This is a genomic window from Clostridium putrefaciens (genome assembly GCF_900461105.1).
Taxonomy (GTDB): Bacteria; Bacillota; Clostridia; order Clostridiales; family Clostridiaceae; genus Clostridium_L; species Clostridium_L putrefaciens.
The window spans coordinates 662,116-686,706 of the sequence record NZ_UFWZ01000001.1; the positions used below are offsets into that span (position 1 = coordinate 662,116).

Consider the following 24,591-nt stretch of genomic DNA (forward strand, 5'->3'; position numbering starts at 1 on the left):
ATATTAATGATTTGAATTAAAAATTTAATCTGATTTTATAATAGATAAAAGACTTCGAAAAGGATTAATATGATATAAGATTAAAGTTATTCATTGTGCTATAAGTTTATGGTATAATTTTATAGTGTAAATAGTAGGAAATCTAAATATCAGTAAACATTTAGGGAAAGATAAAGAAGTAATACTGATATATATTTACTATTTTAAATATTAAGGGTATCCTTAAAGATGGATACTTTATGGAAGTTACGTAAGGAATTAATAGAGGTGCAACTTATGATTTTTAGTTTTGACGATAATGACATTAAAGATTTACTAGGAGATGTAGTTTATAATACAGGGCTTGATATGTATTACAGAAATAAGGTAAGGAAAATTGATGTTTTAGAGGACACGAAAAATACCTTTTCTGTTGTGTCTACGGTGGAGTCAGCTTATGATCTAAAGGATTATAAGGTGAATATATTAATGAATAGAAGGAATGGAGCTATGTATTCTAGCTGTAACTGTTTAGATTTCACTGAAAATGGAAAGTGTAAGCACATATCAGCTGTATTTATAAAGATTAATAGAGAAGGTACCACGCAAAAGAGCAGAATGAGAGAAGTACTTAAAGACGACGGCTCAGAGCTACTAAACTATTATAGACAAGAATCAAAGGATAACTATAAAGCAAATGAACTTATTAATATGGAAGCATTAATAGAAATTAATGATGACTTTTATAAGCCATATGCATTAGAGCTTAAGATAGGGCTAGAGAGGCTTTACGTGGTTAAAAACTTAAAAGAGTTTATAGAAAGTGTCTTTTTAAATGAACAGTCAATTTATTTTGGAAAAGGATTTGAATTTTATCCTAAAACTCAACATTTTTCAAAAGAAGATTATGAGGTGCTTTTACTTATTAAAGAAATATATGATAATAATAATCATGTAAATGCCAATATATATGTAAATAAATCAATGTTTTTTAGTGGTAAAAGAGCTTATTTAACAGAGTCACAGTTAATTAAATTTTTAAGCTTAAAAAGTGGATTAAAAATAAATGCTATTATTAAAGGAAAAGATTACAAGGATATAAATATATTTGCAAGGGATATACCACTTAGTTTTAATATTTCTATGACTGATGATGTATTAAGCTTAAAGTTAAATGAAGGTATTCCGGAATCAGTGGATAGAAAAAATAAGATATATATGTATAAGGGGGATTTATACCTACCTTCGAAAGAACAAATAAAATCACTTATGCCTATATACAAAACTATGAAAAAACAAGGTAGTAACAATATAAACTTTAAAAAGAGCGAAATTAGTGAGGTGGCAACTTATATTATACCGAAACTTAGACTTATAAGTGAAAGTATAATATCAGATGAAAGCTTAGAAAGTATTATAAAAGAAGAGCCTTTAGAAATTAGCTTTTACTTAGATAAAGACAAGGAATATGTAAGCTGCGATATAGTTTTTAAATATGGAGATGCCTCATTTAACTTAAAAGATAAGAGTCAAGATAATAAGGCCTTTGTGATTATAAGGAAACTAAATGAGGAGGATGTTGCTCTTAGAACCTTAGAAGATATGGGTTTTGAAAAAGAAAATGATAAATATTACTTAAAAGATGAAGATATGATAATAGATTTTGTAGCCCAAGGTATAGGAAATATAAATTCACTTGGTGAAATTTATTACTCAGATAGCTTTAAAAACATTCAGATAATGTCATCTAAGAGTTTCAAGTCATCTATATCACTAAATAATGCAAATTTATTAGAGTTCGACTTTGAAGTAGAAGGCATGGATAAATCAGAACTTAAAAGCCTATTTAATTCATTAAAACAAAGAAAAAGGTATTATAGGCTTAAAAGCGGTGATATCCTTCCCTTAAATTCAGAAGAAATTCAAAATTTTAATTTATTAATGCAAACCTTAGATATTGATGCAGATAAATTATCTAAAGGTAAGGTTATATTACCTAAATATGCTTCACTTTATATAGATGAGAATATAAAGTCTAATAATCTTAATTTTATTTCAAAAAATAAAACCTTTGAAGATTTAGTGAATGCTATGAAGGATATAAAAGATTCAAATTATGAATTACCAAAAGGAATAACAGGTAACCTAAGGGATTATCAAAAAATAGGATTTAAGTGGTTTAAGACTCTTTCTTATTGTGATTTTGGTGGTATACTCGGAGATGAAATGGGACTTGGGAAAACCTTTCAAGCTATAAGCTATATTGCATCAGAAAAGGAAGAGGGAATGCTTAATACCCCAGTTTTAATAGTATGCCCTACGTCTTTGGTATATAATTGGCTTAGTGAATTTGAAAAGTTTGCACCAAATCTTCAGATACTTGTAGTTTCAGGTAGCAAAAACGAGAGACTAATTCAAAGAGAAGGACTACTAGAATATGATGTAATTATAACTTCATATCCACTTATAAGAAGAGATATAGAGGCGTATGAAGATATAACATTTAGTATATGTATTTTAGATGAAGCGCAGCAAATAAAAAATCCATCATCTTTAAATGCTCAGTCCGTTAAGGAAGTAAAAGCACAAAAGAGGTTTGCATTAACAGGTACACCAATTGAAAACTCACTAACAGAACTTTGGTCAATTTTTGACTTTATTATGCCGGGATATTTAAAGACTCAAGGCAAATTTTCAAAGAAATTTGAAATGCCTATAGTAAAGGATAAAGATGAGGTAGCATTAAAGGAACTATTAAAGCTTATAAGACCATTTATATTAAGAAGGTTTAAAAGAGATGTAGCTTTAGAACTTCCGGAAAAGATAGAGCATAAAGTAATAGTGGATATGACAGAAGAGCAAAAGAAGCTGTATGTTTCTTATGTTACCTCCTTTAAGGAAGAAATAAAAGAAGAGATAAAGGAGAAGGGCTTTAATAGGAGCAAGATTAAGATACTTTCTTTGCTTACAAGGTTAAGACAGATTTGTTGTGATCCTTCAAGCTTTTTAGATGATTATACTGGAGATAGTGGAAAATATATTACCTTAGATGAAATATTAGAGGAAAGCCTTTCAAATGGTCATAGAGTTCTGCTATTTTCACAGTTCACTACAATCTTAAAAAGTATAAAAGAAAGACTAGACAAAAATAATATAAAATCTATGTATTTAGATGGGTCTGTGCCATCAAATAAAAGAATGGGAATGGTTAATGAGTTTAATGATGGAGATGCACAGGTGTTTTTAATATCATTAAAAGCAGGTGGAACTGGACTGAACCTTACAGGGGCAGATTTAGTAATACACTTTGATCCTTGGTGGAATCCAGCAGTAGAAGATCAAGCTGTAGATAGGGCTCATAGAATAGGTCAAACAAAAACTGTAGAAGTAATAAAACTAATAACAAAGGGAACCATAGAGGAAAAGATTTATGATCTTCAGGAAAAGAAAAAAGAAATAATAAAAAGTGTTCTTGACGGAGAAAACCATGATAAAGTGCTTTTAGGTACTATGACAGAGGAAGATATGGAAGACTTGTTTAAAATTTAATTTTAATATGAGGAGGATTCAAGATGAAGGAAATAGTTCTTTGTGGAGGATGTTTTTGGGGTATAGAGGCATACATGTTAAAAGTAAAGGGTGTAATAGAAACAAAGGTTGGATATGCAAACGGAGATAGAGTAAATCCAACTTATGAAGAAGTTTGTACAAAGATTACAGGTCATGCAGAGGCTTGTCTAGTAAAGTATGATGAAAGTATTATAACATTAGAAGAACTTTTAAACAGATTCTGGTCTATAATAGATCCAACTATAAGGGATAGACAAGGAAATGATAAAGGAACACAATATAGAACTGGAATATATTATTTAGATGAGAAAGACTTAGACACAATACTAAAAACTAAAGACAAACAACAAGAAAAGTATGAGGCGGATATAGTTACTCAAATAGAACCTCTTAAATGCTTTTATGATGCAGAAGAGTATCATCAAAAGTATTTAAAAAAAAACCCAGGTGGATATTGTCACATAAATTTAGATTTTTAACTATATAAAAAACAGCTGATCTTTAAATAAGGTTAGCTGTTTTTTTTAACTCTTTATTTTAAACTATATAATGAATAGCTAAAGGTGGCAATGATACAATCATTAGTTAAAAGTAATTGGAAATTACATAAGGGTTATATGTCATGGGAAAGTTTTAATCGAAAAGTTTTAATAGGAAAAAAGAAAAATAATATAACTGTTTATACAATGTGACAAAATGTGATAAAATACAACAAAGGTATTATATAAAGTAGCCTAATCACTACCGAAATTATATATAAGTTAAATTAAATTGAAAGAAAGATTAATAAAATATACAAAAGATGGTTAGGCGATGGTGCTAAATAAATATTATTGGAGGAGATACTATGTTAAATAATTTAAAAGTAAGAGTAAAGATACTTTTATTGTCTATGTCAATGATCCTATTATGTTGTATTATTGGGAGTGTGGGGTATTATTATATATCTAAAGCTAACAAAGATATGGAAACATTATATTCTGAGAACTTAATGTCCGTTGAATATATAAATGATAATAGAAATCAATCAAGGGTTATAGAAGCGGATATGTATTCTATTATATTACATCAGGGAGATGAGAATATACAAAATGAAAAGATGAAGGATATAGAAAAGAGGACTAAAACATTTGAAGAAAACTGGATGAATTATAAAAAAAGTGATTTAGATTTATTTGAAATAGATATAGTAGGTAGAGTTGAAAGTACCCTTAAAACATACGAAAAGGTAAGAAGTCATGTTATAAAACTTGCATTAGAAGGTAAAAGTGATGAGGCATTAAAAAAGTATCATGAAGTAGAACCTATAGCAAATGAGTTCCAAGATAAGTTAAATGAACTTGCATCTTATAATAGTAAGGTAGCTAAAGAAATTAACCAACAAAATGACAATGAATTCCAAAGTTCTATTAGGATACTGCAAATAGTTATGGTGATTAGTGTAATTAGTTCTATTGTACTTACTGTAATTATTTCTAACTCTATTACAAAACCACTAGAGGTAAGCGTAGAATACTTAGATAAAGTAGCAACAGGTGACTTTTCTACAGAACTTCCTGAAATATTTAATAAAAGGCAAGATGAAATTGGTACTATGGGAAAATCTATGGGTACTATGAGAGAGTCTTTAAAGAACTTGATGATAGTTTTAAAGGTACAGTCTGATGGTATAGAGGCTATAGTTAATAGTACATTAAAAAATATAAATGATCTTAATACTAATATTGAAGAGGTTTCAGCAACTACAGAAGAACTTTCAGCTGGAATGGAAGAAACCGCAGCATCTTCTGAAGAGATGAATGCATCTTCATTAGAAATACAAAGAGCAGTTCAATCTATAGCAGCTAGAGCGCAAGATGGTGCAGTTTCAGCTGGAAAGATAAATAAAAGAGCAGTTGATATAAAAAATGAAGTTATATCATCACAACAAAAGGTATTAAAGATATTTGAAGATAATAAAGAAACCTTAGAAAAGGCTATAGAAAATTCAACGGTTGTAAAGCAAATAAATGTATTATCAGAATCAATTATGCAAATAACCTCTCAAACTAACCTTCTAGCTTTAAATGCGGCTATAGAAGCTGCAAGGGCAGGTGAGGCAGGAAAAGGATTCTCTGTAGTTGCAGAAGAAATAAGGAAACTTGCAGAACAATCAAAAGATACAGTAATTGAAATACAAAGTATAACAGGGAAGGTTACGAAGTCGGTAAATGAGTTAGCGGATAGTTCTAATGAATTACTTCAGTTTGTTTCTGTAGATGTTCAAAATGATTATAAATATATGTTAAATGTAGCAGAACTGTATAGTGAAGACGCTAATTTAATAGATGAGTTAGTAACAGAATTCAGTTCAACATCTGAAGAGCTATTAGCATCTACAGAGGAAATTATAAAAACTATAGAGCAAGTATCTCAAGCTTCTGGTGAAGGTGCAGAAGGTACAGGAAACATTGCTGAAAGAGTAATGGATATAACTCAAAAATCCTTAGATATAACAGAGGAATCAGAAAAGTCAAAAAAAGTTGCAGATAAGCTAAAAATAGAAGTAAATAAATTTAAAATTTAAATAAATCTATTTAAAATAAATAAATTAATTTTAAAAGAGTCTATATCAATTAAAGGATATGGACTCTTTTGATTTTGAATAAACACATAGGTAATAAGTTAAATAAAAATAATAGCTACTTTTTATTTACTAAAAGTAATGTAACACAATTCTTTACATCATATGACATAACATGATAAAATGTAACAGGCTAAAATCATAATATACAAATAAACCTAAAGTTTAGATAAAATTTAAAAGGTTATGGGGTAATGGTTTATTGTATAGTATAAATAATCACTATTGAGGAGGACAAAATGTTTAATAATTTAAAGGTAAGAGATAAGATATTTTTATTATCTACATTAATGACTATATTGTGTTGTATTATTGGATTTGCGGGGTACATATATATATCAAAGTCAAACAAGAATATGACATCACTATATTCTGAGAACTTAATTCCAATACAATATATAAATGAAAATAGGACCCAAGCAAGAGCTATGGAAGCGGATATATATTACATAATGTTACGTACAGATGATAAAGAAGTACAAAATAAAAATATAAAAGACTTAGAAAGGAGAACTAAAAAGTTTCATGAAACTTGGGCAAAATATAAAGACCATGATATGGATGAATTTGAAAAACAAAGAGTTGCTAGTATCGAAAGTAGGTTTCAAAAATATTCAAGTGGAACAGATCAAGCAATAAAGCTAGCGCTAGATGGTAATACTGCGGAAGCGTTAGTAAAATACTATGAGGTTGAAGAAATAGGAGAAAAATTCCAAGAGGAATCTATAGAACTGGCAACATACAGTTCTGATAGCGCTAAAGATATTAATGATAGAAATAAAGAAAACTTTAAAAGGGTTGTAACTTTGTTTCAAATTATGATGGTAGTTACTATAGCTATTGAAATTATACTTTCTTTAACTATTTCTAAATCTATTGTAAAACCTTTGGAAATAAGTGTAGAATACTTAAATACAATATCTAGAGGAGACTTAACGTTAGAAGTTCCTGAAATCTTTAATAAAAGAAAAGATGAAATTGGTATTATGGGTAAATCTATGGTATTGATGAAAGAATCGTTAACAGAACTAATAAGATCTTTAAAGATAGAGTCAAGTAATATAGAGTCTATAGTTAATAGTACATTACAAAATGTAAGTGATCTTAATGCTAATATAGAAGAAGTTTCAGCAACAACAGAAGAACTTTCAGCTGGAATGGAAGAAACAGCAGCATCTTCAGAAGAGATGAATGCATCTTCAGAAGAAATAGAAAGGGCTGTACAATCTATTGCAAATAGAGCTCAAGATGGAGCGGTTTCTGCTGCAAGAATAAGTAAAAGGGCAATTGATATAAAAAGTGAAGTTATAGAATCACAACAAAAGATGTCAGTTATATTTTCAAATAATAAAGAGTCATTAGAAAAGGCTATAGAAAATTCAAAAGTAGTTAAGCAAATAAATATATTATCTGAGTCAATTATGCAAATAACTTCTCAAACTAATCTTTTAGCCTTGAATGCGGCTATAGAAGCTGCTAGAGCAGGAGAATCAGGAAGAGGGTTTTCAGTAGTTGCAGAAGAAATAAGAAAGCTTGCAGAACAATCAAAAGACACCGTAATTGAAATACAAAATGTGACAGGAAAGGTTACTAAATCAGTGAATGATTTGTCGGATAGTTCTAATGAGTTACTTAAGTTTATGTCTGTAGATGTTGGAAATGATTACGATAATATGGCAAGTGTGGCACAGATGTATAGTGAAGACGCTAATTTAATTGATGAACTAGTAACAGATTTCAGTTTAACATCACAGGAGTTATTAGCTTCTACCGAGGAAATTATAAAAACTATAGAGCAAGTAGCACAAGCTTCTAATGAAGGGGCAGAAGGTACAGGAACCATTGCTGAAAAGACAATATACATAACACAAAGGTCTTTAGAGATAACAAAGGAAACAGAGAAATCAAAAGAAGTTGCTAATAAACTTAAAATAGAAGTAGATAAGTTTAAAATATAAAAAAGCTATTTTAAGTAAATTGGTTAAAAAAAGGGGATATATCAGTTAAATGATATATCCTCTTTAATTTATAAAAATAAAATGGATAATAAATTAAATAAAATAGTTGCCCACTTTTACTTGACTCAAACCAATAATTACATAAAGGTAGATACAAAAATAACGGAAGTGTATAATATACATATAAGGAAAGTATTATATAGGGGTGATGCTGTGGAATTTAAAAGTAGTATTATAGTTATAACGTTAGTAGTTTTTATATTTATACTATTAAATCTAGGTAAAAAGCTAGTGTATCATATAAGATTTAAAGGTTATAAAATTAAATATGTAAGCAGTAGACTTAAAATAGGCCGAAGGTGGATTATATATATGGGTATTATGTTTATGATAGATATATATAGTTATATGAAACTTTATAAGGCTGGATATAGAACATTTAATTTTTACCCTGATATGATTTACGAAATACTTATTCTAGTAATATTTTTCATAGAAATACTTATTTTCTTAGTTATTAACAGTAGTATAATGATGTTAAATAAAAAGTTTATTTATATTGGTTATGAAAATATGAAATTTAGTGAAATTAACTATGTTAAAGTCTATGAGCAAAAGTCAATTATTAGAGGAAGACTAGTTGAAATATCTGTTAAAGGGAAAATCGAAAACAAATTTTATATTAGAGAAAAAAACTTATACAAGCTAGAGGAAATTTTTAGAGATAAGTGTAGGGTAATATTATAAATATATAGATAAAAGATTTTAATCATAAATATAACCTTTTAGTATGTAGCATAATAAGGTTATATTTATGGTTTTTTGGTATATAAAAGATACAGTTTTCACTATTATCAAATAAGATTAAAGTAAACTGGCTTATGAGAATTCCAAATGTAAAAGAAAATAGAGTATAATAAAGGCAAGAGGGCTAATTATAAGTTAGTAAAAGGAGGATAAAAATGAGAAAGTTAAACTTAGATGAATTTACTAAATATAAGTTTTTATCAAATGTTGATTTATCGTCTAATGGGAAATTTGCTTGCTTTGTTATGCATGAATCAAATGTCGAGGATAATAAGTATTCATCTAATCTATGGTTATATAATGAGGGAAGTGGTGAGTATAGGAAACTCACTTCATTTGATAAAGAATCCAATTTTATATGGTTAGAAGATGGAGAAAATATATTATTTTCAAGTGTTAGAGATGACAAGGATAAGAAAAGGTTAAAAGATGGTGGGGCTTTTACTCAATTTTATAAGATAAATATTCATGGAGGAGAGGCTGAAAAGTTATTTAGAGTACCTCTAAGAGTAGGAAGCATTAAAGAAGTTAGGGAAGATAAATTTATATTTACAGCAGAATATAATCCAATGGAATTTAATTTAGATGGATTAAGTGATGAAGAAAAGTCAAAGGAATTAAAGAAAAGAAAAGAAGAAAAGGACTATCAGGTAATAGATGAAATTCCATTTTGGAGTAATGGTAGTGGATTTACTAACAAAAAGAGGGACAGGCTATATATTTATGATATAGGAAGTAATAAATGTAAGGCAATAACTGAGGAGATAAGTACTGTTGGAAGTTTTAATTTAAATGAAGATAAATCAAAGGTAGTATTTGTTGCAAATGATTTTAAAGATATGTTATCAATGATAGATAATGTTTATACCTATGATATTGAAAGCGAAAATATAGATAAGTTAACAAAAGACGAAAAGTTTTCTTATTCTTATGTAAACTTTATGAAGGACGATACTATTATTTTAATGGGAAGTGACATGGAAAGGTACGGTATAAATGAAAATGCTAAGTTTTATAAAATCAATACTGAGACTAAAAAGTGTATTTGTATAACACCTGACTTCGAAACTAGCACATGGAATTCTGTAGGTTCTGATGCTAGGTATGGAGGAGGAGCGGGATTTAAAAAATATAAAGATCATTTATACTTTATAACAACAGAAAGGTACAGTTCTCATTTAAATATAATAGATTTAGAAGGAAACATAGAAAAGATCATAGAAACTAATGGTTCTGTAGATAGTTATGCAGTAAATGGAGAAGAAATACTATTTATTGGATTAAGAGATTTAAAGCTTCAAGAACTATATAGTTTAAGAGATAAAAAAGAAGTACAATTAACTGATTTTAATGAATGGGTTAATAAAGAAATAAGCCTTTCTAAAATTGAAAAGTTAGAAGTAGAAACAGAAGATGGAGTTATAATAGATGGATGGGTACTAAAGCCTGCAGATTTTGATGAAAAGAAAATATATCCTGCTATACTTGATATTCATGGAGGGCCTAAAACTGTTTATGGTGAAGTGTTCTACCATGAGATGCAATACTTTGCGAGTGAAGGATATTTTGTATTCTTCTGTAATCCAAGAGGAAGCGATGGAAAAGGAAATGAATTTTCAGATATAAGAGGGAAGTATGGTAGTATTGATTATGATGACTTAATGAAGTTTACTGATGAAGTTTTAAATAAATATGAAAACATAGATAAGGATAGAGTTGGCGTAACTGGTGGGTCCTATGGCGGATTTATGACTAACTGGATAATAGGTCATACAGATAGATTTAAAGCAGCGGCCTCTCAAAGAAGTATATCTAACTGGATATCAAAATTTGGTACTACAGATATAGGATATTACTTTGTAGATGACCAGCAAAGTGGTACACCTTGGAATAATGCTGATAAGTTATGGTGGCATTCCCCTCTTAAATATGCAGATAAAGTTAAGACACCAACATTATTTATTCATTCTGATGAGGATTATAGATGTTGGATGGCTGAGGCACTTCAGATGTTTAGTGCACTTAAATATCATGGGGTAGATTCAAGGATGTGCTTATTTAAAGGAGAAAATCATGAATTAAGCAGAAGTGGAAAGCCAGCCCACAGGATGAGAAGGCTTAAGGAAATAATAAATTGGTTTGATCATTATTTAAAGTAAGGGTAACTAATAAAAAGATATGGTATAATATATATAAAATATGTATTTTAGAGGTAATCATGGAGAAGGTATTTTATTATTGTTTTTTTATAGGTATAATTTATTCGATTTTATCAGTAATATTAGGAGGAATATTTGATATATTTAATATTGGTGGCAGTATTGATTTGAATTTTGAGTTTCCATTTATATCTTTAATGAGACCAGCAGTATTGGCAGTTTTCGCAACAGTATTTGGAGGTATGGGGCTTATAGGTATAAGAAATGGATGGAAATATACTATTTTAATTGCCACAGTTCTAGGAATATGTTCAGCGTTTTTTATATGGAGGTTTGTTATAGTTAATTTATTAAAAGCTGAAAATACTAGTTCGGTAAAAAGGAAAGACCTTATAGGGTCAGAAGCCTTTGTTATAGAAACTATTTTAGAAGGTAAAGTTGGATCTATAACTTATGTAGCTAATGGAAATAAGTATTCATCTCCAGCTAGATGCATTAGGGCTACTAAAATACCTGTAGGTGAAAAAGTTATTATAAAAGAAATCAAGGAAAATACATTCTTTGTTATGACCTTTGATGTACAAAATGAATCTAAATAAAAAGGGGGAAGGTTTGTGGAAAATTATATACCGCAAATAATGATAGGTGTAATCATACTAATAGTTATTGGAATAATACTTTCAATGTGGAAGAAGGTTCCTCAAGATAAGGCTATAGTAGTTACAGGACTTAAGAAAAGGGTAATCTCAGGTGGCGGAGGAATAGTAATTCCTATATTAGAAAGAACAGATAAAATATCATTAGAAAATATGAAAATTGAAGTTAGAATAGGCAATGCACTTACAGGACAAGGTGTTGGAATTAGCGCAGATGGAGTTTCGGTTATAAAGGTTAAATCTGATCATGAGTCTGTACTTTCAGCAGTAGAGCAATTTAACACTGGAAATGAAGATAAAACAATAGCTATAATTAAAGACACATCTAAAGATGTGCTTGAAGGTAAGCTAAGAGAAATAGTGTCTAAGATGACTATAGAAGAGATTTATAAGGATAGAGAAATGTTCGCAGCTAGAGTCCAAGAAGTTGCTGCAATAGATTTAGATCAAATGGGACTTGAGATAAAGACCTTTACTATAAGAGATATTTCAGATGAAAACGGATATCTTAAAGCTTTAGGTAAGGGGAGAATTGCTGAAGTTAAAAGAGATGCTGAAATAGCTGAAGCAGAAGCTCAAAAAGAAACTAAAATAAGAACATCAGAAGCCTTTAGAGCAGGAGAAGCAGCAAGGCTTATAGCTGAAACCTCTGTTGCTGAATCTGTAAAAAATAAAGAACTTAAAGTTCAATCTTATAGAAAAGACCAAGAAACTTCTAAAGCTATGGCTGATTTAGCTTATGAAATAGAAGGAAATAAGGTAAAAAAAGAAGTTACAGAAACAGAAATGATGGTTCAAATAATCAGAAAGCAAAAAGAGATAGAACTTGCAGAGCAAGAATCATTAAGAAAAGAAAAGGAATTAGAAGCTACCGTAAAGAGGTCATCAGAAGCAGATAAATATCAAGCAATACAAGAAGCGCAGGCAAAATCAGAAGCCATAAAGCTAGAAGGTCAGGCTAAATCAGAGGCTATGAGGCTAGAAGGTATGGCAAAAGTAGATATTATAAGGGAAACAGGTAAGGCAGAAGCAGAAGCTATGATGAAAAAAGCAGAGGCATTTAAACAATATAGTGAAGCGGCCGTACTTCAAATGGTAGTAGAAAAGTTACCAGAGTTAGCAAGAGCAATAGCAGAGCCACTATCTAAAACAGAAAAGATAGTAATAATAGATGGTGGAAAAGGAGAAAATGGTGGGGGAGCTTCAAGGGTAGCAGGTTATGTTACAGATATAATGACTAAGGTACCAGAAACAGTAAAGGCTACTACGGGAATAGATCTACTAAGCATTCTTCAAGGCATAGGAAAAAAAGAAGATGCAAAAGAAATTGAAGAAACTTATAGTAAAGCCATAGAAGCAAATAGTATAAATGAACAGGATATAGAAGGGTAATTTTAGAATAGACCTGTGAAAATCAGGTCTATTTTTTTATTAAAAGCTAAGAACTCTATTTTAGAAAAAATGAAGGAGCCTAGCTACCGGCGAAGGAAAGCTAGGCTCCAAGTAATTAGCACTATTCGTACCAACTGCAATATTATAATAACACAAAACTTAATTAATGGCAATGACAAATGATGTATATATGAAATTAATTTCGTATAAAAACAAAGGAGGAATAAGAGTATGAGTAAAAAGATAATAAGACTATTAAAGAATAAAAAAACTGGTATAATCGCTTTTTTAATAATTATATTAGCAGGTATAGGAATAACTTTAAGTTTATTTATAGTGAATAAACATAGGGTAGGGACTTCTAAGGAGAAAAACAATTTAGCTGAAGAAAGTTTTATAGAAAACGAAACATCTATTGAAGAAGTAAATATAAATGATAAAGAAGACAACTTAAAAGTAGAACCTGAATTTATTAAAAAAGATTTTATGGGCAAGACTATTACAAAGATTAATTTCAGAAATGTACCAAATGGAGATATTGAATATGCAATAGGAGAAAAAAGTATACTACAGGTATTTGGTGAGCAAGATGGATGGTATAAAATTAGATATAATGAAAAGGAAGGCTGGGCGAGTGCTAAATATATAGAAAAGTACACTGAAGAAGATAAAAAGAAAGATGATGAACAGAAGAAGAAAGATGATGAACAAAAGAAGAAAGATGAAGATGAAAAGAAGAAGAGTAAAGAGCAGAAGAAAAGGGCTGAAAAAATAGACAATAATATAAAGGCTGACAAAAAGTTAAATGATAATAGTACTGTACCTAGTAGTTCAAGTGCAGATTATAAAAGGGGATTCAAACACCAAGCCTTTTCAAATTCAACACAGGTAATTTTAGTTACTACAAAAGGAATGGGCACAAGTTATTGCAATATAAAGTTTTATGAAAAGGCCGGTGAAGACTGGAATGTGATAACCGAAACATCGGGAAGGCTTGGAAGTAATGGATTAGCATATATATCGAATAGGAAACAGTCTACAAATAAGACTCCAGCCGGAGTTATAAATATAATTTCAGCTTTTGGAGTTGCAAATAACCCAGGAACAAAATATTCTTACACTAAAGTAAATAATGAGATGTATTGGGATTTGAATAGTGGTAGTTCCACATATAATAGACTTATATATAATAATCCAGGTGGTGATTATGAACATCTAGCAAGCTATCCAACTCAGTACAAGTATGCCTTAGTTACAGATTATAATAATGGGCAAGTTCAAGATAAAGGTGGAGCAATATTTTTACACTGCAATGGGAATGGATCTACAGGGGGATGCGTCTCTATGGATGAAACATCAATGAGAAATATAATAACTAGGGTAGATCCAAATAAAAACCCAAAGATATTAATAATACCAAACTCTGACTTAGGAAGTTACTGGAACTGATTTAAACTTAATATGAATATAAGTAGTGGTCTTATATAATAAATATAAATATTATGTTGAAAGTATTAATGTTATTATCAAGGTTTTACTTATAAAGGAGATGATGGATTGAACAAAAAGTCAACAGATTTAGGTAAAGGATCTGTAGGAAAGATTTTGTTAAGACTAGCTTTGCCAGCTATTGTAGCACAACTTGTAAATGTTTTGTATAACATAGTAGATAGAATCTTTATAGGTAGAATGCCTAGTGGTGATATAGCCATGGCAGGCGTTGGAATAGCTTTCCCAATTATCATGCTAGTATCAGCATTTAGTGCGCTTATAGGTATGGGGGGAGCTCCACTTGCAGCTATTAAAATGGGTGAAGGTGATAATACAGCTGCAGAAAAGATAATGGGAAATAGTTTTTCTATGTTATTAATATTAGGAACTATTTTAACTATATTGTTTATGATATTTAAAGAGCCTATACTTTGGGCTTTTGGTGCCAGTGAAGCAACTATTAACTTTGCTTTAGATTATTTGAATTTATATCTTGTAGGTACCATATTTGTGCAAATAGCACCAGGAATGAACACTTTTATATATACCCAGGGGTTTGCTAAAATAGGTATGGCTACAGTAATAACAGGTGCTGTTATAAATATAATATTAGATTCTATATTTATATTTGTATTTGATATGGGGGTTAAGGGCGCAGCTTTAGCAACTATAATAGCTCAAGTTGTTTCAGCTTTATGGGTATTTCATTTTTTGATTGGAAATAAAAGCATCATTAAAATTAAGAGGAAGTATTTGGTTCCAGATTTAAATATAGTTTTATCTATTATTGCTCTAGGGGTGCCTCCATTTATAATGCATTCTACTGAAAGCATAGTTTTGATAGTTTTAAATAATAAAGTTCAAGTTTATGGTGGAGATTTAGCTGTAGGTGCTATGACTATAATGAGCAGTATTATGCAAATAGTAACACTCCCTATAATAGGCCTATCTCAAGGGGCACAACCTATTATAAGTTACAATTATGGGGCCGGGAATTTACATAGAGTAAAGAAAACTTTCAAGATATTATTTATAAACTGCATAACTTATACCATAATTATGTGGGGATTACTAATGTTATTTCCAAAAGTCTTCGTATCTATATTTAATAATAAATCAGAACTTTTGCAAATTACATCTATGAGCATAAGAATATTCTTTTCAGGAATTTTACTGTTTGGAGCTCAAATAGCTTGTCAGCAAACATTTCTTGCATTAGGGCAAGCAAAAATATCTTTAATTATGGCTCTGCTTAGAAAGGTTGTGCTATTAATACCACTTATATTTATACTTCCTATATTTTTTGAAGATAAGCTTAAGGCAGTATTACTAGCTGAACCTATATCAGATGTTTTAGCAGCTATAACAACAAGTATATGTTTTTACATATTTTATAAAAGAAATTTAGTAGATGGTGCAAGTACAAAGATTCATATGTAAATTGAACTGGAAGTGGAGATTTAAAAATAAGCGCAAAAGTTTATGCACCTTAAAGAAAAAGTATGTTAGAATTGATATATTAATTGAAGATTTTTTATCGAAATATTTCATAAATAGGAGAGAGATTAATGGCAGTAGAAATTTTAACTGATAGCACAAGTTATATACCTAAAGGTATTCTAAATAAGTTAAGCATAAATATGGTATCTTTAAATATAATATTTGACGACAAGAGTTATAAAGAAAGGGACATGGAAAATGAAGACTTTTATAATATAATGGATGAAAGAGGAATTCCAACGTCCTCACAACCTAGTGTTAATGATATGTATGATCAAATGAAAAAAGTTGTAGAAAATGGGAATAGTCTTTTATGTATATTTTTATCCTCCCATATGAGTGGAACATTTTCTACGGCTAATATGGTTAAAGATATGATTTTAGAAGAATATAAAGATGCAAACATAGATATATTAGACTCTAAGTCTAACTCAATGCAACTTGGATTTGCGGTAATTGTAGCTGCAAGAGCTGCAAAAGAGGGAAAAGAGTTAGAACAAGTTAAAAAGATAGCAGAAGATAATATGAGAAGAAGTAAATTTTTGTTTATACCAGATAATCTTGAGTATTTAAGAAAAGGTGGAAGAATCGGTGGTGCCAGCAGTATTATCGGAAATGTACTTAAGATAATACCTATTTTAACAGTGGAAGACGGTAAGACAACGGTATTAACTAAAATAAGAACTAAGAAAAAGGCCTTATTAACATTAGTGGATAATATGGTTCACGATGTTAATATATATGGAATAGGGGAAGTAGTAATCCATCATATAAACTGCAAAGATGAGGCAATTAAATTGGCTCATATAATAAAAGAAAAGATAAATATAGACATTGATATATGTGATATAGGACCTGTAATAGGAATGCATGTAGGACCTAAGGCTATGGGCATAGTTTATTACACTAAAAGAGATATGAAATAAACCTTTAAAATACTTCATTTAAGTAATATGGAGTATTTTAAACCTATTATTAAATAGCATAAGAGGAGGAATTTTAGTTGTCTAACGCAGAACATATATTACAATGTTTATTAGAAAATTTAGATGAAGGAATTCATATAGTAGACTCTAATGGGAAGACTATATATTATAATAGTGTTATGAGCAAGGTTGAAGGAATAGATCAAAGTAAGGTTTTAGGAAAAAAGGTAAATGAATATTTAAAAGAGGTAAAAGATCATGAGTCTACCATAATGAGTTCATTAAAAAGCGGTGAAAAAATTGTAGATTTGATACAACATTATGATAGTGGTCATAGGAAAAGGGTTACAACTATAAATACAACAATACCTTTAGTTTTGGATAACAAAACTATATGTGTAATTGAAATAGCAAAAGATACAACTCAATTAGAAGAACTTACAGAAAAGATATATAGACTACAAAATTTAGAAGGAAACAATATAAAGCACTATACATTTCAAGATATATACGGAAATAATGCAGCTATGAAAGATGCAATAGAAAAGGCTAAAAGATCTAGCAAATCAAATTCCACTGTGCTAATATATGCAGAAACTGGTGCAGGTAAAGAAGTTTTTTCCCAGAGTATTCATTATGGTAGTCTAAGAAAGAATAAGCCTTTTATAGCTATAAATTGTGCAGCTATCCCTGGAACATTACTTGAAGGCATGCTTTTTGGTACAGAAAAGGGCGGATTTACGGGTGCAGAAAATAAAAAGGGGCTATTTGAGGAGGCAAATCACGGGACTATATTGTTAGATGAAGTTAATTCTTTAGAACCATATCTTCAATCCAAACTTTTGAGAGTACTTCAAGAGGAAAAGGTAAGACCTATTGGAAGTAATAAGACAGTAGATATTGATGTAAGAATAATAGCAACAATAAATGAAGATCCAGAAAAGCTTATAGAAAGTGGTAAGCTTAGAAAAGACTTTTATTATAGGTTAAGTGTAATTAGGATAAATATACCTTCCCTAAGAGAAAGAAAAGAGGACATCCCTATATTTGTAGAAAAGTTAATTTTAAAATATAACAAGATTTTGAATAAGAATATAAGAGGAATAGATGAAGATATGCTAAATAAGCTCTTAAAATACAATTGGCCAGGCAATATAAGAGAGCTTAAAAATGTAATAGAGTCTGCTATAAATATGGCGGAATACAATTCAATCCTCACACAAAATCACTTTGATAATAGAATAATAAATAAAGATTTAAAAGATGCTAATAATAATATTTCTTATACCACATCTAAAGAAGAGAGTAGCTTTAATTTAGAAGAACATATATCTAATATTGAGAAAAAGATAATATGTAAGGTGTTATATGAAAATAACAGTAACATAAGTAAAAGTGCAAGAAAACTAGGAATTTCAAGGCAAACACTTCAATATAAGATAAAAAAATATAATATTAATTAAGGTATATTATGTTAAAGCTTAAAATATCATATACATGCAAAAAAACTTGCTTTATATGCAAAAAAAAATGCAGGAGATATACAAGGCTAAATATACAGAATTTTAAGAAAAGGGTGGTATGAGAAAAACATAGTAGCAAAAAAATGTGCAAGTAAAGACACCTGTATTTAGGAAATGGCCTAGATACAGGTGTCTTTAGTTGGCATAAAAATTGCTATAATAAATTAAATGGAACAATAAAATATTTAAAGCTTAAAATATAAAATGTGGTAGGTGAAAGATATGATAAGAAAGGGAACATGGATTGAAATTGAAGAAGTAGTTTTAGAAGTAGACGATAGGGCTAGTAACATACCAATTGAAACTAAAGCTACCCCTCTTAAGTGCTGGATACGTGGGTATTGCATGGAGGACTGTGACCTAGGTGAATATGTACAGGTTAAAACTAATATAGGGAGAATTGCCAAAGGCGTAGTTGTAGAGGTAGAGCCAGGATATTATCATACTTATGGTAAGTACGTAAGTGAAATATCTAGGATAGGAATTCAAGCAAAAGAGATGATTAAATAAGTAGTTAAATAAAATATAACGTATGAACATATTAATAAATGTATGTATGGGCTCATTTTAATTAGAAGTTTAATAATTTTTTTAAAGGGGGCATAAGGGACAGATGAATAAATATGAAAAGCTTATGGAAAGAAAAAATGAAATAATGCTTAAGTCTGTAGGGATCAATTTCGAAAAATATGAAACAGGAAATCTTTCTTTTGATTATGAATGGTTAATGGAAGATGTAGGATATTCATTAAATGAAGTAAGGGATATACAAAGAGAAGTTGGGGTTGGAAACACACCTTTATTAGAACTTAAAAATATAACAAAACTTGCTAGAAAGTGTTCTAAAACTGGAAGGGCGGCTAGGATATTTATAAAAGATGAAAGTTGTAATCCTTCTGGAAGCTTTAAGGATAGGAGGGCATCAATATCGGTATATGATGCTATGAAAAGAGGATACAAAGGTGTAGGAGCTGCAACTTCAGGAAACTATGGAGCTGCGGTGGCATCTCAAGCTAATATTAGGGGACTTAAATGTATAATAGCTAATGAATGTTATGACTCAAGAAAAGTTGGACAACCTGAAATATTAGAAAAGGGTAGAAAATGTGAAGGCTATGGAGCTGAAGTCATTAGACTTACCGTAGGTCCAGAATTATTTTATGCTTATTTAAAGATACTTGAAGATACAGGGTATTATAATGCATCACTATATTCATCTTATGGAATAGCGGGTATAGAAACCTTAGGAGATGAAATAGCAAAAGAATGTAATGAAAGATTTGGAAAGTACCCAGAGGCTGTTATAGCAACTCATGCAGGTGGGGGAAATGTAACGGGGACTGCAAGAGGTCTTATTAAGGCAGGAGCCTTAAATACCAAGATTATAGGGGCATCTGTGGATCTTTCTGGTCTTCATATGGCATCGGATATAGATTTCAATAAAAAGTCTTTCACCACAGGTCATACAGGGTTTGGTATTCCATTTCTCACATATCCAGATAGGTCGGACGTTCCAAGAAGTGCTGCAAGACCATTAAGATACTTAGATAGATACGTTACTATAACTCAAGGAGAAGTATTTTGGATGACTGAAATACTAGCTCAAATTGAGGGCCTTGAAAGAGGTCCGGCAGGTAACACATCCCTTTCGGCTGCCTTTTCCATAAGTCAAGAATATGATGATGACGCCATAATAATTGTTCAAGAAACTGAGTATACAGGGGCAGGTAAACATTTAATACCTCAACTTAATTTTGCAAAAGAAAATGGAATTAAGGTTTTTATTGGTGATCCAAAAGATCAGGTTCCGGGAGAAAACATAGTTATACCTTCAAGTCCATCTTTAGTATCAGTTATAGATGTAGATATGGATAATATGAGAGGTTCTTATATTAAGAACATGATCAAAAGGCTAGGAAAAGATCAGGTAAGAGAAGTTGATGTAGAATTTTTATGTAAAGAAACTAAGATGTCAAAAAATGAAGTAGCACAAATATTAAGATTCCACAACGTTGAAATAGATTAGGAGGATTACAATGAAAAGAGAAAACGATTTCGAGGAAAGAAGGGAACATTTAAAGCATTTAAATAATGATGAGTTGTATGAAAGATTTTGGAGTCTTACAGAAGAGATAGTTAAACCTATGGTGGAACTTGGGCATGATTATACATCTCCAGCTATTGAACGATCTGTGCTTTTAAGGATGGGATTCTCAAGTATTGAAGCAAAACCTATAATTGATTATGGTACAAAGTGGAACCTTCTTTCAAAAGGAATAGGTAATGTGGTTTTAACCTATGGAAGGCTTCGAGATATTTCTTATCTTAAAGCAGGAGAAGAACTATCTAAAGGTATAGGATGGGATATGATTTTAAAAGAGATGAAGGGAGGGGATAGATAATGGTAGAAAGATTAGAGCAGAACAAAAAGCTTAATATTGAAGAAATCCTAAAGGATTTAGATAAGTATGAGCCGAAATGGAGAGGATGGCATTGGAGGGAAGAGGTAGTGGATGGAAAGGTTGGAGAGTTTAGTTACAAAGAAATATCAGCTCCTTTGAAAAAAAGTCATCCACTCCCGGCTGCAAGAAGTTTTGAGGGGATAGATCCACAACCAAGGGCTGTTATTACAACGGAAATTGCTTCAGGTAGGTTTGAAGATGATATAAGAAGAATGAGAATGGCAGCTTGGCATGGTGCAGATCATTTAATGGTTATAAGAACTGCAGGACAAAGTCATTTTGATGGATTAATAGAAGGAAGTCCAGAAGGCATAGGTGGCGTACCTATTACGAGAAAGGAGATTAGGGCTACAAGAAAAGCCATAGATTTAATAGAAGAAGAAGTAGGAAGGAAGATTAACTTTCACTCTTATGTATCTGGGGTAGCTGGGCCGGATGTAGCTGTTATGTTTGCAGAAGAGGGGGTTAACGGGGCACATCAAGATCCTCAATATAATGTTCTTTATAGGAATATAAATATGTTTAGATCCTTTGTAGACGCTGCAACAGCAAAGCATATAATGGCTTATGTAGATATGCTTCAAATAGATGGAGCTCATAACGCTAATGCTACAGCTATGAAGGGATATAATGTGATGCCAGAACTTATGGTTCAACACGCTATAAATTCAAAGTTTTCAGAAATGGTTGGAATAAAGCCAGAGAATATAGCACTTTCAACGGTGCCACCGACTTCTGCACCGGCTCCTTGTATGAGATACGATCTACCTTACGCAGTAGCACTTAGGCAGTTTTTCAAAAAGTATAAAATGAGAGCTCAAATGAACACTAAATATATAGAATCCTGTGAAAGAGAAGCAACAGTTGGACATACCCTAAACCTTTTAATATCAGAATTAACATCAGTAGATATTCAAAGTACAATAACCCCTGATGAGGGAAGAAATGTGCCTTGGCATTATAATAATATTCATGCTGTAAATACAGCTAAGCAAGCTTTTTTAGGTATGGATGGTCTAATGGATATGGTAGAACTTAAAGAAACAGGATATTTACCAGAAAAAGTACGAGAGATACAAGAAAGAGCCATATTATTTCTTGAAGAGATAATTGAATGTGGTGGATATTTTAAGGCAGTAGATTCTGGATTCTTTATAGATTCAGGAGAGTACCCAGAAAGAAATGGTGATGGTATTTCAAGGAAAATGGATGGTGGAGATGCAGTTAATACTATAATAAAAAGGGATGAGGACTACTTTGCACCGGTTTGTGGACAATTTGGATATAATAATGTACCAAAGCAATATAAAAAGCCCTGTGATGCTATAGAAGAATGTACTCTATGTAATCATTCAAAGATTAAATATATAGATGAATTAGATGATAAAGATAATGCTAAAGAAAGAATGGAGAAAGTTAAAGAGGATGGCACAGTGGTTCCGGAAGTTCAATGGTCTAAAGATGGATATGTAAAAATAACATTATGTATTCCAGAAAATGAACAAATAAGTGAAGCAGCAGCTATTGAAATGGGTAAAAGGATGAATTTAAGAGATGTGGAGATTCTTCATAAACAAGTGCTTCAAAGCTCAGAGGGTACACTTGTAGAAATTAAAGGAGTATGTAATTTTGAGCCAATAAAGCGTGATGAATTAATTCTTCCAAAAAGGAGAAAAACACTTTCAAATGGGATTATGAAAGATTATGTTAAGACACATCCAGTAAAAATTGTAGCAGCAACAGTAGGTGAAGATGAGCATTCTGTAGGACTAAGAGAGGTTATAGATATTAAACATGGTGGAGTTGAAAGATTTGGGTTAGAAGCTATATATCTTGGAACTTCATGTCCTATAGATAAACTAGTAGAGGCAGCTATAGAATCAAAAGCTGTAGCTATATTATGTAGCACTATAATTACCCACAATGATGTTCATATAAAAAACATGAAGAAACTTAATGATCTTTGTATTGAAAAGGGGGTAAGAGATAAGCTTATACTTGTTTCAGGGGGAACTCAAGTTACAGATGAAATAGCAAGAGCTAATGGTATGGATGTTGGATTTGGAAGGGGATCAAATGGAACAGATGTGGCATCTTTTATAATTAAAAAGCTAATAGGTGAATATGTAAATAAAGATGAGTAGAATTCAATTAAAATGGAGGTGTTATTTTGAAAGTTGATTATATAGTTGCTGAAATAGGTAGCACCACTACTTTAGTTACGGCTTTAAATGTAAAAAAGGATAATGAAGGCAGGGTCTATGTAGAGATTCCATTTCAGGGGGAAAGTTGTACTACGGTTTTAGACGGAGATGTGACTATTGGTCTTAAAGATGCAATAAGACATATTGAAAGAGAAATAGGGGATACATTAACATGGGATAAAATAATGGCTACAAGCAGTGCGGCTGGAGGACTTAAAATAACGGTGCACGGACTTATGGAACAGATGACTGTTAAGGCAGCAAGAGAAGCAGCTCTTGGTGCTGGAGGAATAATTAAAATGGTTACTTCGGGTAAGATGAGAAAAAGTGATCTAAAAGCTATAAGAAATATAGACCCAAATATGATAATAATTGCAGGTGGAACAGACTATGGTGAAAGAGAAACAGCACTTTATAATGCTGAGCTTATAGGTAAAGAAAACTTTAATAAACCCATAGTGTACTGTGGAAATATAGAAAATAGAGAAGAAATAAAAGAAATATTAAATAACGAAGAACTTTATATAATTGATAATGTTTACCCAGGTATAGATGAGCTTAATGTGGAGCCAGCAAGAAAGGTGATTCAAGAGGCCTTTGAAAAGAATATAATAAAGGCGCCAGGGATGAGTAAGATAAAAGAAATGGTAAAGGGCAGTATAATGCCAACACCAGGAGCTGTAATGGAAAGCACAAAGATTTTATATGATATTATAGGAGACATTTTGGTCTTTGATGTAGGAGGTGCAACTACTGATGTCCACTCGGTTACTGAAGGTAGTAGTGTGGTTTTAGATATGCTTATAAACCCAGAACCAAAGGCTAAGAGGACTGTAGAGGGAGATATTGGAGTATTTATAAATAGTAAAAATGTAATAGATTTAATGGATATAAGAGATTTAGATGGCTTTACTAAACAATATGTGAGGGAACATATAAAGGCAATACCAATAGAAAATAAGGATATAAATGCAAGTATTATGCTAACAAGAAAAGCTATGGATGTGGCTATAAATAGACATGCCGGGGTAATAAAGAGAAAGTATGGAGGCGAAAGTGGATTTATAGCTTATGGGAAGGATTTATCAAAGGTTAGCTATATAGTAGGAACAGGAGGGGCGTTAACTAGGATAAAAGGTGGAGAAGAATTACTAGGAGGTATACGTTACTTAAAAGACGAGGTAACAATGCTCCCAAGAAAAGGTGCTAAGGTACTTTTAGATAGAGATTATGTAATGGCTTGTGCTGGAGTTTTAAGTAAAGAAAACAAAGAGGCTGCTATAGCACTTTTAGTTCAAAGTTTAGGCATAGATTAGGATATATCAAATAGATAAATGACTT

The 24,591-nt window shown here is 30.9% G+C and carries 17 protein-coding genes; all 17 read left to right on the top strand.

Annotated features, from left to right (window positions below; genetic code table 11):
• Positions 1-228 precede the first annotated feature (228 nt).
• Complete coding sequence (locus tag DY168_RS02920; protein WP_242984040.1) at positions 229-3,528, top strand: SNF2 helicase associated domain-containing protein; 3,300 nt, start codon at positions 229-231, stop codon at positions 3,526-3,528.
• Positions 3,529-3,551: 23 nt separating this feature from the next.
• The gene (msrA, locus tag DY168_RS02925; RefSeq protein ID WP_115640402.1) at positions 3,552-4,028 is read left to right on the top strand and encodes a peptide-methionine (S)-S-oxide reductase MsrA; all 477 of its coding nucleotides are present in this window, start codon (positions 3,552-3,554) and stop codon (positions 4,026-4,028) included.
• Between the two features lie 368 nt (positions 4,029-4,396).
• Positions 4,397-6,115, top strand: a complete 1,719-nt coding sequence (locus DY168_RS02930) for a HAMP domain-containing methyl-accepting chemotaxis protein (RefSeq protein WP_115640403.1) — start codon at positions 4,397-4,399, stop codon at positions 6,113-6,115.
• Between the two features lie 296 nt (positions 6,116-6,411).
• Positions 6,412-8,130, top strand: coding sequence for a methyl-accepting chemotaxis protein (locus tag DY168_RS02935; RefSeq protein WP_115640404.1), 1,719 nt, complete (start codon positions 6,412-6,414; stop codon positions 8,128-8,130).
• A gap of 213 nt (positions 8,131-8,343) precedes the next feature.
• Positions 8,344-8,877 carry a hypothetical protein gene (locus DY168_RS02940; RefSeq protein ID WP_115640405.1) on the top strand — a complete coding sequence of 178 codons (534 nt, stop codon included), beginning with the start codon at positions 8,344-8,346 and terminating at the stop codon, positions 8,875-8,877.
• Positions 8,878-9,092: 215 nt separating this feature from the next.
• Positions 9,093-11,096 carry a S9 family peptidase gene (locus DY168_RS02945; RefSeq protein WP_115640406.1) on the top strand — a complete coding sequence of 668 codons (2,004 nt, stop codon included), beginning with the start codon at positions 9,093-9,095 and terminating at the stop codon, positions 11,094-11,096.
• A 59-nt stretch (positions 11,097-11,155) separates the two neighbouring features.
• The gene (locus DY168_RS02950) at positions 11,156-11,695 is read left to right on the top strand and encodes an NfeD family protein (protein ID WP_115640407.1); all 540 of its coding nucleotides are present in this window, start codon (positions 11,156-11,158) and stop codon (positions 11,693-11,695) included.
• A 39-nt stretch (positions 11,696-11,734) separates the two neighbouring features.
• Positions 11,735-13,144: a flotillin family protein gene (locus tag DY168_RS02955; RefSeq protein ID WP_115642391.1), complete on the top strand. Its 1,410-nt coding sequence runs from the start codon at positions 11,735-11,737 to the stop codon at positions 13,142-13,144.
• 231 nt (positions 13,145-13,375) lie between these two features.
• Positions 13,376-14,593 (top strand): SH3 domain-containing protein, encoded by a 1,218-nt coding sequence (locus tag DY168_RS02960; RefSeq protein ID WP_115640408.1) that lies wholly within the window; start codon positions 13,376-13,378, stop codon positions 14,591-14,593.
• Between the two features lie 108 nt (positions 14,594-14,701).
• Complete coding sequence (locus DY168_RS02965; protein ID WP_115640409.1) at positions 14,702-16,075, top strand: MATE family efflux transporter; 1,374 nt, start codon at positions 14,702-14,704, stop codon at positions 16,073-16,075.
• Positions 16,076-16,203: 128 nt separating this feature from the next.
• Positions 16,204-17,061 carry a DegV family protein gene (locus DY168_RS02970; RefSeq protein ID WP_115640410.1) on the top strand — a complete coding sequence of 286 codons (858 nt, stop codon included), beginning with the start codon at positions 16,204-16,206 and terminating at the stop codon, positions 17,059-17,061.
• Between the two features lie 77 nt (positions 17,062-17,138).
• Positions 17,139-18,524 carry a sigma-54 interaction domain-containing protein gene (locus tag DY168_RS02975; protein WP_115640411.1) on the top strand — a complete coding sequence of 462 codons (1,386 nt, stop codon included), beginning with the start codon at positions 17,139-17,141 and terminating at the stop codon, positions 18,522-18,524.
• Between the two features lie 282 nt (positions 18,525-18,806).
• On the top strand, positions 18,807-19,094 hold the full coding sequence (gene ortA / locus DY168_RS02980; RefSeq protein ID WP_115640412.1) for a 2-amino-4-oxopentanoate thiolase subunit OrtA: 288 nt from the start codon (positions 18,807-18,809) through the stop codon (positions 19,092-19,094).
• Positions 19,095-19,197: 103 nt separating this feature from the next.
• Positions 19,198-20,610, top strand: a complete 1,413-nt coding sequence (gene ortB, locus DY168_RS02985) for a 2-amino-4-oxopentanoate thiolase subunit OrtB (protein ID WP_115640413.1) — start codon at positions 19,198-19,200, stop codon at positions 20,608-20,610.
• 10 nt (positions 20,611-20,620) lie between these two features.
• Positions 20,621-20,986 carry an ornithine aminomutase subunit alpha gene (locus tag DY168_RS02990; RefSeq protein ID WP_115640414.1) on the top strand — a complete coding sequence of 122 codons (366 nt, stop codon included), beginning with the start codon at positions 20,621-20,623 and terminating at the stop codon, positions 20,984-20,986.
• Entirely contained in the window at positions 20,986-23,190 is a 2,205-nt protein-coding gene (oraE, locus tag DY168_RS02995; RefSeq protein WP_115640415.1) for a D-ornithine 4,5-aminomutase subunit OraE, read from the top strand. Before DY168_RS02990 ends, oraE begins: the two co-directional genes overlap by 1 nt.
• A gap of 26 nt (positions 23,191-23,216) precedes the next feature.
• Complete coding sequence (locus DY168_RS03000) at positions 23,217-24,566, top strand: GlmL-related ornithine degradation protein (RefSeq protein ID WP_115640416.1); 1,350 nt, start codon at positions 23,217-23,219, stop codon at positions 24,564-24,566.
• Positions 24,567-24,591: the final 25 nt, after the last annotated feature.

Coding starts and splice junctions, on each gene's coding strand:
- DY168_RS02920 (WP_242984040.1), top strand. CDS start 229: ATGGATACTTTATGGAAGTTACGTAAGGAATTAATAGAGGTGCAACTT.
- msrA (WP_115640402.1), top strand. CDS start 3,552: ATGAAGGAAATAGTTCTTTGTGGAGGATGTTTTTGGGGTATAGAGGCA.
- DY168_RS02930 (WP_115640403.1), top strand. CDS start 4,397: ATGTTAAATAATTTAAAAGTAAGAGTAAAGATACTTTTATTGTCTATG.
- DY168_RS02935 (WP_115640404.1), top strand. CDS start 6,412: ATGTTTAATAATTTAAAGGTAAGAGATAAGATATTTTTATTATCTACA.
- DY168_RS02945 (WP_115640406.1), top strand. CDS start 9,093: ATGAGAAAGTTAAACTTAGATGAATTTACTAAATATAAGTTTTTATCA.
- DY168_RS02950 (WP_115640407.1), top strand. CDS start 11,156: ATGGAGAAGGTATTTTATTATTGTTTTTTTATAGGTATAATTTATTCG.
- DY168_RS02955 (WP_115642391.1), top strand. CDS start 11,735: ATGATAGGTGTAATCATACTAATAGTTATTGGAATAATACTTTCAATG.
- DY168_RS02960 (WP_115640408.1), top strand. CDS start 13,376: ATGAGTAAAAAGATAATAAGACTATTAAAGAATAAAAAAACTGGTATA.
- DY168_RS02970 (WP_115640410.1), top strand. CDS start 16,204: ATGGCAGTAGAAATTTTAACTGATAGCACAAGTTATATACCTAAAGGT.
- ortA (WP_115640412.1), top strand. CDS start 18,807: ATGATAAGAAAGGGAACATGGATTGAAATTGAAGAAGTAGTTTTAGAA.
- ortB (WP_115640413.1), top strand. CDS start 19,198: ATGAATAAATATGAAAAGCTTATGGAAAGAAAAAATGAAATAATGCTT.
- DY168_RS02990 (WP_115640414.1), top strand. CDS start 20,621: ATGAAAAGAGAAAACGATTTCGAGGAAAGAAGGGAACATTTAAAGCAT.
- oraE (WP_115640415.1), top strand. CDS start 20,986: ATGGTAGAAAGATTAGAGCAGAACAAAAAGCTTAATATTGAAGAAATC.